General features: G+C 45.8%; 11 protein-coding genes. 3 read left to right on the plus strand and 8 right to left on the minus strand.

All coding sequences use genetic code 11. The features are described 5' to 3' along the window. Positions 1 to 83: 83 nt before the first annotated feature. From mdoH to HQQ92_RS10765, 8 genes are all read right to left on the minus strand, one after another. Complete coding sequence (gene mdoH / locus HQQ92_RS10730; RefSeq protein ID WP_173245230.1) at positions 84 to 2267, minus strand: glucans biosynthesis glucosyltransferase MdoH; 2184 nt, start codon at positions 2265 to 2267, stop codon at positions 84 to 86. A gap of 23 nt (positions 2268 to 2290) precedes the next feature. Then, positions 2291 to 3919: a glucan biosynthesis protein G gene (locus HQQ92_RS10735; protein ID WP_049821716.1), complete on the minus strand. Its 1629-nt coding sequence runs from the start codon at positions 3917 to 3919 to the stop codon at positions 2291 to 2293. Between the two features lie 490 nt (positions 3920 to 4409). Next, positions 4410 to 5807, minus strand: coding sequence for an ATP-binding protein (locus HQQ92_RS10740; protein ID WP_173245233.1), 1398 nt, complete (start codon positions 5805 to 5807; stop codon positions 4410 to 4412). A gap of 84 nt (positions 5808 to 5891) precedes the next feature. Beyond that, entirely contained in the window at positions 5892 to 6551 is a 660-nt protein-coding gene (locus HQQ92_RS10745; RefSeq protein ID WP_173245236.1) for a response regulator transcription factor, read from the minus strand. 20 nt (positions 6552 to 6571) lie between these two features. Further along, a complete protein-coding gene (locus HQQ92_RS10750) occupies positions 6572 to 7480 on the minus strand; it encodes an FAD:protein FMN transferase (protein WP_173245239.1) in 909 nt (302 codons plus the stop codon). A gap of 130 nt (positions 7481 to 7610) precedes the next feature. Next, a complete protein-coding gene (locus HQQ92_RS10755) occupies positions 7611 to 8930 on the minus strand; it encodes a DUF3570 domain-containing protein (protein ID WP_173245241.1) in 1320 nt (439 codons plus the stop codon). Between the two features lie 164 nt (positions 8931 to 9094). Further along, positions 9095 to 9313 carry a DUF4266 domain-containing protein gene (locus HQQ92_RS10760; RefSeq protein WP_028760174.1) on the minus strand — a complete coding sequence of 73 codons (219 nt, stop codon included), beginning with the start codon at positions 9311 to 9313 and terminating at the stop codon, positions 9095 to 9097. 3 nt (positions 9314 to 9316) lie between these two features. Beyond that, the gene (locus tag HQQ92_RS10765) at positions 9317 to 9784 is read right to left on the minus strand and encodes a TlpA disulfide reductase family protein (protein WP_028760175.1); all 468 of its coding nucleotides are present in this window, start codon (positions 9782 to 9784) and stop codon (positions 9317 to 9319) included. 384 nt (positions 9785 to 10168) lie between these two features. Between HQQ92_RS10765 and hyaA the strand changes: the two genes are divergently transcribed. From hyaA to cybH, 3 genes are read left to right on the plus strand one after another with little or no spacing between them, the layout of a single operon-like run. Continuing rightward, positions 10169 to 11305, plus strand: coding sequence for a nickel-dependent hydrogenase small subunit (gene hyaA / locus HQQ92_RS10770; RefSeq protein WP_028760176.1), 1137 nt, complete (start codon positions 10169 to 10171; stop codon positions 11303 to 11305). Between the two features lie 3 nt (positions 11306 to 11308). Continuing rightward, positions 11309 to 13012 (plus strand): nickel-dependent hydrogenase large subunit, encoded by a 1704-nt coding sequence (gene hyaB, locus HQQ92_RS10775; protein WP_105252282.1) that lies wholly within the window; start codon positions 11309 to 11311, stop codon positions 13010 to 13012. A 19-nt stretch (positions 13013 to 13031) separates the two neighbouring features. Next, complete coding sequence (cybH, locus tag HQQ92_RS10780; protein ID WP_028760178.1) at positions 13032 to 13706, plus strand: Ni/Fe-hydrogenase, b-type cytochrome subunit; 675 nt, start codon at positions 13032 to 13034, stop codon at positions 13704 to 13706. Positions 13707 to 13708 lie beyond the last annotated feature (2 nt).

The following is a 13708-nucleotide window of genomic DNA, read 5'->3' on the forward strand; positions in this document are numbered from 1 at the left end:
ATAATGAAAAGAAAAATGCCACTGAGATCGTCAGTGGCATTGATATCAAACAAACTCGCATAAATATGCTGATCAAGTGTTCGTTAGCAAAAAGACACCAGATCTTCTTCGACAAATTGCTCTGGTAATTTCTGTAGGCTACGTAACATCAAAGGATTTGCCAACACCATCGCCATTTCTTGACGATTGAGTAAAGCTAATGCGCTCTGTTGACAACGAGCTTCATGCACCTTCACATGCACTATGGCTTCCATCGCTTCAATTGGTGTACCCGCAGCACGCAAAGGCTGTTTATCCACCATGGCTAAATGCAATTCCATCAACGCAGGGTCTTTAAGTACCTGTGCTAAGGTCCAAGGCTCAGCAATGTGTCTTTGGTAAGCGGCGCGCGCTTCTTGCGCTTGCAGACAAATTTGCGCAGGGTTACGTTCTTCTGGTGTTGCAAGAATACCGGCACGCTTGAACACTTCGCCAATTTTGACTGAACCTGTCCATGCCGAAATTGGCACAGCAATCCACAGACCGATCAACGCCGGACTCATCCAAGCTAACAAAGTCAAAGAATCCAAAATTGCCGCATAACCTAACATCACACCTGCCAGCATATGCCAGCGGTGACGATAGATTAACGTCATCCAAGGCATACTGCCGTCATCACGACGTTGCGGCGACCAACCACTGTCCCGCCCCATCAGAATTGACATCACAGCACCACAATGGATAAACATCATGATAGGTGCAATCAGCGCTGAAAGTATGACCTCAAAGATCACACTGAATATCGCTTTAATTCGACCACCAACACTGCGAGCAAACTCACCGTCTTTAAGCAGCAACAAGACACCAAATACTTTAGGGCCAAACAAAACCCCCATAGTAATGTAGAACAATCTTAATGCCCTATCCGAGTCCATGATGGGCCAAGTCGGGAACAGTGAAAATTGATCGGTGAAATATTCAGGTCGAATAAAGTGTGCCTGCAAAGCCAACATCAAACCGGTCAAAATCAACATCAACCAGAAAGGAGATGACAAATAAGCCATGATACCCGTCAGTAAATGTAAACGGCTTACCCAGTGCAAACCTTTAGTCGGCAAAATACGCGAATGCTGCAAGTTACCTTGGCACCAGCGGCGATCACGCACGGCTAAGTCGATAATCGACGGTGGACATTCTTCGTATGAACCCGGTAAATCATAAGCAATAACCACACTCCAGCCCGCACGGCGGATCAGCGCAGCTTCAACAAAGTCATGGCTCATGATATGACCACCAAAAGGTGGCTTACCCTTAAGGTTGGGTAATCCCGCTGCGGTCATAAAGGCTTCGGTGCGGATAATGGCGTTGTGGCCCCAGAAGTTACCTTCTTTTTGTACCCACCAGCCTAACCCGGTACCAATTACCGGACCATAAATACGCGCCGCAAATTGCTGTAAACGGGCCATTAAAGTGGTGCCATTGATCAACGACGGAATCGTTTGGATCAAACCCGCATCAGGATCGGCCTGCATGCGCTGAGCTAAGCCAGTGATGGTTGAAGACTCCATCAAACTGTCGGCATCAAGCACTAACAAGTGATCATAACGCGACCCCCAACGACGGCAAAAATCGGCTACGTTACCCGCTTTACGGGCGACGTTTTTACGACGGCGACGGTAATACACCCGCGAATGCTTATGGGTTTCTTGACGTAACACCAGAAACGCCTGCTCTTCGAGTAAAGCAATATCGGGATCAGTAGTATCACTTAAGATAAACCAATCAAAAGCATGACCGTGACCCGTTTGCGACAAGGTTTCAGCCATCACTGAAACCGCCGAGAATACCCTATCAGGAGATTCGTTATAGGTCGGCATCAAAATCGCGGTTCGCGTATGCAGTTCAGTCACTTGCAAATCTTTTGCCCGCGGTTTTCGCAGTAAAATTAAAAAACCTGCAATACCGCTACAAAACGCCAAAGCAATCCAGCAGAAGTTAACCGCAAACAGCACTAGCACTAAATATTCCAGAGGAGTAATTCCGCCAATGCTAAATACCGCCCCCATTTCATAGATAGCAAACAAAGATAATAATAAAGCCCCACCCACCACAAACACACGACGGTAGGTACGCGAGCGTACCCCATCAGCCACAGTGCTACGGCGAGGGAATCCCACTGGCATCTTACTTAAATTTTGGGGTTCCATAGCGCCAGGCCGTTCATTTGGCATAGCACTACCACCCACGAGGACTTCCGTCTCGAGTACCGAGTTATCGGATACAGTCATATCATGTTGCTCCGTCATGAACCTTACAGCGTCCAGCGATAGAGCCAGGTTTCAACCTGACGAGGAGTTGGGAACTTAAGTTCAGCGCGCAGTTCGATAAGATCTTTATCTTCTGGCTCTAATTCAAAAGCTAAGCGATAGCCATTTTTAGCGGCATTACGGGCAATCACCACATTCGTGACCACACCACCAGAAGCTTCAACTTTAGCGACTGGCATTTCATCTGTCATCGGACCTTCAACTTGATAGTCGACCACAAATAAACGTCTTGGAGTCGCCTTAGCAATATCGGCACGACCACTGGCAGAGCGAGAAATATGTACGGCACCGACTTTCGCAGCAGGTTCTTCACCCCAACTCATGCGATAGGCAAAATGAAATTCACCGCCAGCAGGAATAGGCTGACGTGGTTTCCAATAACTAACAATGTTGTCATGAATTTCAGACTCTGTCGGAATTTCAGTTAACACCACTGAACCTTGCCCCCAATTACCCACAGGCTCAATCCATAGGCTTGGGCGACGTTCGTAATGGGCTTCTAAATCTTGATATGACGCATAGTCACGCTCACGTTGGATCAGACCAAATCCCTGAGGCGAGTTGTCAGAAAACGCACTGACTTGTAACTGACGTGGATTAGCCAATGGGCGCCATAAATGCTCACCACGACCATTTAACATCAATAAACCATCAGAATCATGTACTTCAGGTCTAAAATCATCGGTGTCGTGACGACCATTGAGTGAATGTAAGAACATGCTAGTGCTTGGTGCTAAACCGACTTTGCTCAGCTCAACTCGAGGAAACAGTGTCGCTTCTACATCAATCAAGGTGTTATCACCGGGACGGACAGAGAAAGTATAGGCACCTGCTACGCTTGGGCTATCTAACAAGGCATGCACAACAATCAAGTTGCTGTCATTGTGTGGACGCTCAACCCAGAAGGCGCGAAATATCGGGAATTCTTCCCCTTCAGCGTCAGCCGTTTTTAACGCCAAACCGCGGGAAGATAAGCCATAGGCGTTACCTTTACCTAAAGCACGAAAATAACTCGCACCTTGGAATACCATAAGCTCGTCAAATACACCGTTCGTATTCAATTGGTTATGAATACGGAATCCTGAGTAGCCAATGTCATCATTTGGTAGCGCTTGAGTAATCACTTCACCTGCGGTGAAATATTTAGGCTCATAGGCTAAGTGCGTTGCATTCTGACCTTCTACAATCGCAATCTCGATCAGATCTTGAAAATAGAAACCACGGTGGAACATTTGCATTTGAAATGGCACACCCTGATCACGCCAAATAGACGCAGTCGGGTTAAAACGAATATCTCTGTACTCATCGTATGACAGTTTAGCAAGGCCAGCTGGCAAAGGATCTTTGAGGGTCACATAAGGTTTCGCTGCCAAACGTTTTGCAATCTTCACGACAGTTTCGCTATCAAAAGCGCCTGTCTTAGTGAATCTGATTTGATTTTTTGTACTGGGCTGAGAAATCACTTTCGGTGGAGTAACCACAGGAACTGCCTCGGCGGGTTTTGTCTCTTCAGCGTACGCGACACCAGACAGGGCGACTACAGCGCCTAGCGTCAGTGAACATATGAGTGACGAATAAGGTTTGGACGATGGGCAACGCAACAAGCTAACCATAGATAGGTAACCTAAAAAATAAACTAAGAAATCAATGTTTTTTATGTATACAGTGAATTTTTTTCACTCTGATTTAGGGATGAAAAAAAACAGTTGCTTACATATCGCGAAAGATATCAGAAGGAGAAAAAAACTCATAAATAAAGATGCAGTTAACCCCTTCTACACAATACTATTTGAGAATAAGCTTATACCAAAAATGAATATTAAAATAACATTATCATGCTTATTTCTGTTTTCAAAGTTACAAAAACAAATTAAGTGATCCAAATGCTACATTATTGAAAGTAAAATGAGCCTTTTTACGCCTCAACTAAGTGTTGATGATCTTAGATGAAATATCACAATAAGCGAATCAATCCGTTGGTAAGCCTAAGGATTAACACTAAGACAGCAGGAAAATTCAAAATTTTACCCGCTTAAATGTATCAAAACAACTGAGCTGATGTCACTGAAACTGCGGATCTATTTTAACATTTCATTGCCTGAACTATTTTGGCAAAAAAAGTGTCACAGATAATCCACCTTGATCCCTAGGCGCAATCACTAAACGACCTTGGTGCAATTCTATGATGTGATAGCAGATAGACAAACCTAATCCCGCGCCTATGCCTTCATTTTCATTCACACGATAAAAACGTTCTGTCGCATTGGCAATCTGCGGCTCTGTCATGCCTTGGCCTCGATCCGCGACACAAATACAGATTTCATCATCCAAAGCATGGGCCGACACTGAAATCTCCGATTCCTGTGGACTGTATTTACAGGCATTTTCGATAATATTCTTCAGTACAAGTAGCAAATAAAAACGATCACAGGTCACCGTTAGATTGGATGCGATATCGATATTCCATTCATAATCTGTGATTTGTGGCATTAATTGATTAAGCGCATCTTCGACCATAGGCAAAATGGCGTGGGATGACACATTAAGCTCATTAATCGAGTCCACCCTTGCTAATACGAGTAATTGTTCAACGGTATGACTCATGTGCACGACGCCAGCATCTATCGCAGCTAAATGGAATTTCTGCTGCGGATCATCATCAATCAGACTCTCTAAGCCATGTTGATGTAATTTAATCACAGATAATGGCGTTTTAAGCTCATGGGCCGCATCGGCGCTAAAACGACGCTCACGGGCGATAAATCGCGCGATACTATTGATATATAAGTTCAATGCGCGCCGAACAGGAACTAATTCTTTAGGCAATGACATAGTCAACGGGGTCAAATCGTTGGGCGCCCGTCCAATTAATTCTCTTTCAAAGGTTTTTAATGGCCGAAACAAGAGATAAAACAAGAAGCTAACAATAATTAATGTTAAAGGCACTACCATCAAGGGCACGATAACGGCATTATGCATGATTTGCGATACAAGCTCTTGGCGTACTTCATCCTGTTGAGCAGTGACAATCCAAACATGATTTTTAACCGAAAAAAAACTGAACACATGCCAGAGTTCTCCTTCGAACACTTTCTTATGATAACCCTGTACGAATCGACTGATAGGTTGATGACCAATATTATCCGATAAAACTAAGGCTTCACCCGCCTCACTCCAGATTTGAAACGCCAATTTATGCTCATAGGCCAGTTTCAGCGCATCGGCCTTTTCGGCAAAGGAACTGATCTGGCTATCGGGAACGTGGAGCACTTGGGGTATGACGAGATCCTGAGCTGTTGCATTGGGCTCAGTATGATAGAACAACTCCAACATTTTAGCGGTTTGGAGCATTTGCGCATCGAAGAGTTCTTCTATTTGATGCTTAGAATCCCGAGTACTCAACCAACTAGACACAGCGACGGATACTGAAATACCTGACAAAATTAATAATGTCAGTACCAAACGCAGTGAATACACATCTAGCCCCTTTAATCGAATCACTTCTTTTTCCTAACGACTATGCTTCAAGTCATCACTGCGTTATCAGTACCCACAAACGTGGAGCTTGTCATTTAACTCTTCAAATTAATTTATTTCAATCAAGGTATAGCCTATTCCACGCACGGTTTTGATTAATTCATTGGCAAGTTTTTTGCGCAGATGGTGGATATGCACTTCTATTGAATTACTGCCGACTTCATCCCAGCCATAGGTTAACTGTTCTAACTGACTGCGGGTCAATACACGCCCTGCCGACTGAGCGAGTTCGAGCAGTAATTGAAATTCACGCCGTGAAAGCAGCACATTTTGATCGCGAAAGGTCACTTCACGGGTATTTAAATCGATACACAAAGCACCAATAATCAAAATGTTGTGATCGAGCCCATACTGACGTCTGACGATAGCACGAATACGCGCGGCTAATTCACGCACATCAAAAGGTTTACCGAGATAATCATCGGCGCCCATGTCTAAACATTCGAGCTTAGTGTCAAAATCCGTATTAGCGGTCAGGACTATTGTGGGAATTGACACGCCCTGCTGACGCCAAGCTTTAAGCAACTCTTTACCATTACCGTCAGGCAATCCCAGATCGAGTACTATGGCACTGAAGCTTTCATTTTTAACCCCCAGCAAGGCTTGCTGATAACTATTAAGGTGATCAACTTGCATGCCCAGCTTTGCCAAACTCAAGCAAATCCCTTGGGCTAATAACTCATTGTCTTCAACCAACATAATACGCATTCAATGTCCTTAACTGAGCCCTAACGGAAAATACTGAACTTAACACCTTGTTGCTGTAAAAAATCTTCCGCGTCTCGCCCCTGCAGCATAGCCATAGTGGCGAGCATACCTGCAGTCACGCAGTTTGGCCCTAACACAGTCACAGAGCGCGGCGCATGGATAACGGGATAGCCAGTGCGTGGGTCGACAATATGGCCGTAACGCTTTCCATCGACTTCAAAAAATCGCCGCGTATCGCCACTGGTCGCTAATGCACCCTGACTAATCGCTAGTACACTCGCAGCGTGATCGAGGTGTCGTGGGTCTTCAATTCCCACTTGCCATGGCGTCACTTTAGACACGGGACAAGCGATATCACCGCCAAAATTCACTAACACTGGAATGTCTGGATAGCATTCGGCTAACTCATAGGCGACTCTGTCGACCGCATATTCTTTTGCGATACCACCAAAATCCAATTTCATACCTGTTGGCATCTCAATATGACGCGAATCAAACTCGATACGCTCAAACCCCACTAAGGCTTTCGCGGCAAGTATGCGGCCATGTTCGGGCAATTGGGCTTTGGGATCAAAGCGCCACAGTTCCATTAACGGCCCAGCAGAAATATCAAAGAGTCCATCACTGAGCTGAAAACATTGTTTAGCAAAAGCCAATAACTGCCAGGTTTCTTCATCGATAAGCTGCTTATGACCATTGGCATGGTTTAATTGCCACAGACAATTCTGCGCAATAAAGCGACTGTACTTATGTTCGATACGCAGCGCCTCAGTGACAGCCATGTCCAACATATCGTCTGCAATATCAAATTGATCGCACCCAATGAGTATTTCACAGGGACTCGCCATGGCCCTAAATTCGCCCACATAACCCCAATCACGGCGCTGCAACGAATAAGGTGCGGTCTTTAGGGACGATGTCGACATCATAAATCACCTCTTCACATGGCATCCCACTGGGATTCCGATTGAATAAGTTCAGGGGTAAATTGAGTATGGGTAGCTAAGCTACCCATACAGTTTAACGCCTTGCTATCTGAGCCAGTAGCATTATTTCGTATTAAAAAGAATAACTAAACTGTGCTGTAATTGCCTTCTGAGTCGGAAACAGATCGAAGTTTTGCAGCTCTCCAGGAATTGTAGCGCCGTTATTTTTCGGATCCTGTTGGTAATACTCTAAGCGATACGACATTTCATGACCGCCCGATAATCTATGGCCAAATTTAACCCCAATCGTATAAGCCGACATATCACCGATACGATAATCGGCACTGGCAAACTCTGGCAGTGGCGTATCAGCCGTCAAGAAAGGTTGATAGAAGTTAGCCGCAGTTTGTTGGTAATAGCGCAGATGTAATTGACCATAGAAATTGCCGGTAAAGTAATACCGATAATGGGTTTCTAAGGTATGCGATGTGAGGTCCCAGTCATCGGTATTATAACGATAGGAAAAATCCACCACACCCGCATCTAATGCGCCTTTGGTCATCACGTAAAAACTGTGCTTCAAGCGCGAATCGGGGCGGCTCTCATACAATAAATCCTGAGTAATGCCGTTGTTATCCACCACACTGAGCACCTTGTAGGGATCAGTTAAATAGCCATTCACACTCGACAAGCCGTAATTGGCCTGCAACAACCAGCGCTGACTAAGCACTTGGGTGATACCTAACATCACATCCGCGGTCTGCTTATTATCACTGCCACCTTGACGGGTCGCATCGAATGCGCTGCGATAAGCTTCCTCACTGGTGAAGTTATCGCGAATGACCATCGAAGATAAATCCACCGGACGACCGCCAACGGGGTCAACCACATCGAAACTATAAGCCGTACCTAAAAATAAAGTGGTGTTGTCTTTATTGAACCCTCGCTCAATTCCGGCATTGATGCCCATTGACATATAATCAAACTCTTTCGAGCCATATGCGCCAACATTGAGTTTCCAATCTGGTGTTAGCACTTCACTCCAACCGACATTGGCTTGTACGCGAGTATCGTGAAAAGTGTCATCTAACGGCGTTTCCCCCGCTGAAACATGATATTGCCCATTACCTGATGGTCGAGTAAACGTTTGGCTGGTACTTTGGGCCACAGCGCCCGATGCTGAAGGACCCGTTAGACTGTCAACCACGAGTTTGAGATCCAGCACACTGTCATCGCCAAAGGCTTTTTGCGCTGTGCCTATAGCTTCGATGGCTTGTACTCTATCTTGCTCACCGTAATACATTAACGCAGCATCGATCTTCCAGTCGTCAGCTTTTTTAGATAATTCAGTCGCATGGCCACTTGTTGCAAACAGTCCACAACTGGCTAATGCGAGAGCACCCGCTATCTGCTTCGATTGTCTTGTATTTATTGGGTTCTTTTTTTGGGTCATAACTGACAACACCTGTAGGTCACTTCAATCTATTCAATACCGCGGGATTTCGCCCCAGATTTTAGAACATCTGCTCGTCACATTTGTTTTAGTACGTCTGTTCATTACATCTGTGCATTACATTTATTCGTTACATCTCAGGGCAAATAACACCAACGGAGAGTTTAGTTACAGCCACATCCGCCACCGGCAAATGCACGACCGCCGCTACTGCCTTCTTTACTAAAATAAATATGATCATCGAGTGCTAAGTCGAGCTTTTCACTGTCGAGCGCCATATCGCTGCGGGCCAACTGGCCTTTCTCCCACGGCTGCACTCCTAAACTTGAACATCCACTCAAACCTATGATGAGCGTTACTGCGACTAATGCGGGTTTAAGCATAAATTACTCCTTCAGTAAATTGACGAGCTCTTGCTCGTATTCAGCGGTTTTATCGGCATAAAAGCCAACATGATGCTGTACTAACTGACCTTGTCGATTGAACATAAAACTGCTCGGCATGCCCAGCAAATCGAAACTGCGCGCGACATCACCTTCTGGATTGAAACGCACTGAAAAATTGGCAGGGACTTGTTTTAAGAATTCCTGGGCTAACTCGTTATCTGTATCTAGGTTGATTGCCACAACAGCTAATCCCTGATCTTGATACTTTTTTTGTATTTCATTCATCCAAGGAAACGATTTACGGCAAGGGCCACACCAGGATGCCCAAAAATCGACATAGACGACTTTGCCTTTAAACTCACTCAGGGAAACAGCTTGGTTTTGCGCATTAAACACTTGATAGTCCAGCGATGGCGCGGCTTGTACGCCTGCGGCCAATAAACTGAGTAACAATAATATTTTCTTCATAGCATATTCCGCGTTAACGATTACGTTCGAATCTATTAACTGAATCTTAAGGTTTTCTTAAACAAGCTTATATAAGTTTAATTAACCTGCTCGCCCAGACTCACCACGCGAATGAACCATAGTCATCTGCATGGCCTTAATCACATGAGTGCTGATTAAGTGACCGATTTCATCCAAAATGGCAAATGTGAGACATTTTGTCCCATTAGAAAAAGTGAAATTAGATCTGCGTCATGTTAATTAAATGTCAAAATCAGTTCGGTCACATCTCTTAAAAATTCTTGATATACATCAATAATCTTTACACTCCAACGGCCTAAACTGACACTGTCAATTATGTAAACCCTTACCAATTTACATTTAAATAACAAAAAAGGTTGACCCATGGACACACATGCAGCCCTATATGAACAGGGAAAGGCGCGCTTAGATGCGTTACGCCAATTCGCTCCCCGTCAACAACAATCGCTGATTGAGAAAATGCAACAGCACGGCATTAGTCGCCGTGATTTTATGAAGTGGAGTGCCATGGTGACGAGCATGCTCGCATTACCCCTCCCCTTTAGTAACTTAGTAGCCGAAGCTGCCGAATTAGCCGATCGTGTACCCTTAATCTGGTTACATATGGCCGAATGTACTGGCTGCTCCGAATCTTTAATTCGTACCGATACCCCCAATCTAGACTCACTGATTTTCGATCATATTTCCTTGGAATATCACGAAACCTTAATGGCTGCAGCGGGTTGGCAAGCCGAAGAAAACCTCGAACATGCACTCGAAACCTACAAGGGCCGCTATTTACTGGCCGTTGAAGGGGCGATTCCGACTGCAAATAACGGCAGTTTCTTAACTGTGGGTTGTAAAGGCCACACAGGGTTAGAAATCATCAAGCATGCTGCCGAAGGCGCCGCCGCGATTATCTCTGTCGGCACTTGTGCGGCGTTTGGTGGGGTGCAAGCCGCTTATCCAAACCCAACGGGGGCTAAAGGCGTGCATGAAGTGGTCAGTAAACCCGTGATTAACTTAGGCGGTTGCCCACCGAGTGAAAAGAACATAGTCGGCACTTTGATGTACTTCATCATGTTCGGAAAATTACCTGCGCTGGATATGTTTAATAGACCTAAATGGGCTTACGGCGCACGGGTACACGATAACTGTGAACGCCGCGGCCGCTTTGATGCCGGTGAATTCGTTGAAGAATTTGGCGATCACGGTGCGAAAGAAGGTTACTGCCTTTATAAAGTCGGTTGTAAAGGTCCTTACACCTACAACAACTGCCCAACCGAGCGCTTTAACCATCACACTAGCTGGCCAGTACTCGCTGGACACGGTTGTATGGGTTGCTCAGAACCTAACTTCTGGGACGATATGGCTGACTTTGAAAAACCCCTTGGCCGTCAACTCCTCCATGGATTGGATGCGACCGCAGATACTATTGGTGCGGTGATTTTAGGCGCGACTGTGGTGGGCATTGGAGCCCATGCCGTTGCCAGTATTTTTGCCAAACCGCTGGAGGAATAACCCATGAGCAAGCGCGTTGTTATCGACCCTATCACACGTATCGAGGGTCACTTACGTATCGAAGTCGAAGTTGATGAAAATAACGTCATCAACAAGGCTTGGTCATCCTCCACACTTTGGCGCGGTATTGAAGTCATTCTCAAAGGCCGCACGCCTATGGATGTTGGCCTTATTGTGCAACGTATCTGTGGCGTATGTACCTATTCCCACTACCGCTGCGGTACTGAAGCGGTTGAAAATGCGTTAGGAATTCAAATTCCATTGAACGCAAGATACTTACGTTCATTAATGCAAACCTCTTTATACATGCACGACCATATTGTCCATTTTTACCATCTACACGGCTTAGATTGGGTTGATGTGGTTTCTGCACTGAGCGCCGATCCTGCTAAAGCGGCACAAGTTGCCCTGAAATACACAGACCATCCCATAGCGGCGGGTGAAGGTGATTTAAAAGCGGTACAAGAAAGAGTTAAAGGCTTTGTCGAAACGGGAAAATTAGGTCCATTTGCCAACGCTTATTGGGGCAACGGCACGTATAAATTTACCCCAGAGCAAAACCTTATCGCGCTATCTCACTACCTTAAAGCGCTTGAAGTACAACGTGTTGCGGCAGAAATGCTAGCCATATTTGGTGGTAAATCACCACATCCACAATCCGTTGTTGTCGGTGGTGTAACTTCGGTGCGCGACATGCTCAGCCCTGCTCGCCTACAGGAATGGAAGCAAAAACATGCGACAGTAACTGACTTTATTCTGCGTGCCTATCAAGCAGATATCGTGATGGCAGCCGAAGCCTTTGGTACTGAACCTAGCGTGTTGGGCGGCGTAAACGTGAAAAACTTCATGGCGACCGATGACTTTGTCTTAGCCAATGGCGAATACATGTTTAATCAAGGCGTGATCATGAATGGCGACCTTGCCGGCGTCAGTGATGTGAATCCAGATCTGATTGCCGAAGACGTCAGCCACGCTTGGTATAGCGCCGATGCACCACAACATCCCTATGACGGTACAACGATTCCTAATTACACGGGTTTTGTTGAACGCGACACTGTCTACGGCAAATTGCCAACACTGGATGGTGATGGCAAATACTCATGGGTGAAATCTCCCCGTTATCAAGGTGAACCTGTCGAAGTGGGTCCACTCGCCTGCCTATTGGTGAGTTATGCCCGCGGTAACAAGGTGGTCGTGGATTCGGTTAATGCCCTGCTCGCTCGCACAGGTCTACCCGTAGCGGCTCTATTTACCACTTTAGGTCGCACTGCAGCCCGTATGTTGCAGACAGTCATCGTCGCCCAAGAAGGCTTAAAGACCTTTGATGCGCTGCTGACGAATATCCAGTCCGATGAATCTACCTATGTAAAACCCAATATTGATCCAAATAAAGAGTATGTAGGTCACGCTATGATCGAGGCGCCACGCGGCATGTTAAGCCACTGGATCCGCATTAAAAATGGAGTGATTGAGAACTATCAAGCCGTCGTACCAACTACCTGGAACGCAGGTCCTGTGGATGCCAACGGTAAAATGGGTCCCTATGAAGCCTCTTTAATTGGCTTGAAACTGGAAGATCCTACTAAGCCCCTTGAGGTGATACGTATTATTCACTCATTTGACCCTTGCATGGCGTGTTCTGTACACGTGATGGATTTCAAAGGCCAAGCATTGAGCGAGTTCCGTGTCAGTCCCAATGGTCAATAATCGAGGGAGGGAACGCAAAATGAACCATTCTGCAACCCGCATTCGGACACTGATTTTTAGTCCGGCAATACGGATTTTTCACTGGCTCAGGGCACTATCAATTCTGGTGCTAGTGATCACCGGATTCTATATTGCTTGGCCGTTTCTTGTGGCGCCTGAAAGTACGGACGTACTCGTACAAGGCTGGATCCGCTTCGCTCATCTGATTTGCGGTTTTGTACTAACCGCAATCACTTTAGTGCGCTTCTACCTGTATTTTTTCAGCCGAAGCGACATTGAGCGGCGCTCATTTCGCGATGTGATGAGTGTAAAAAGCTGGATCACTCAGCTGAAATCTTACTTATGGATGGGGCACTTACATAAAGCCGGTGTCTATGGACCGCTGCAATTTGTGACTTATGTAGCAATCTCACTGGTCGCTCTTGTGATATGTATAACGGGTCTGGTGTTGTATGCCAATGTGTATCACCAAGGTTTAGGTGGCATGCTTTGGGGCAGCGCCGCTTGGATCACGGCACAAATGGGTGGGCTAGCACAAGTTAGGATTTGGCATCACTACCTCACTTGGGCATTTGTTATCTTTGTGGTTATCCACGTCTATATGGCGGTTTGGTCAGGGATACGCTTCAAACATAACTCAGTTGACTCGATTGTCTCTGGCTATGACTACCCAAAGCCAGACTCACACCACTAGGA

It is taken from the genome of Shewanella sp. DC2-4, assembly GCF_013248875.1.
Lineage (GTDB): Bacteria > Pseudomonadota > Gammaproteobacteria > Enterobacterales > Shewanellaceae > Shewanella > Shewanella oncorhynchi.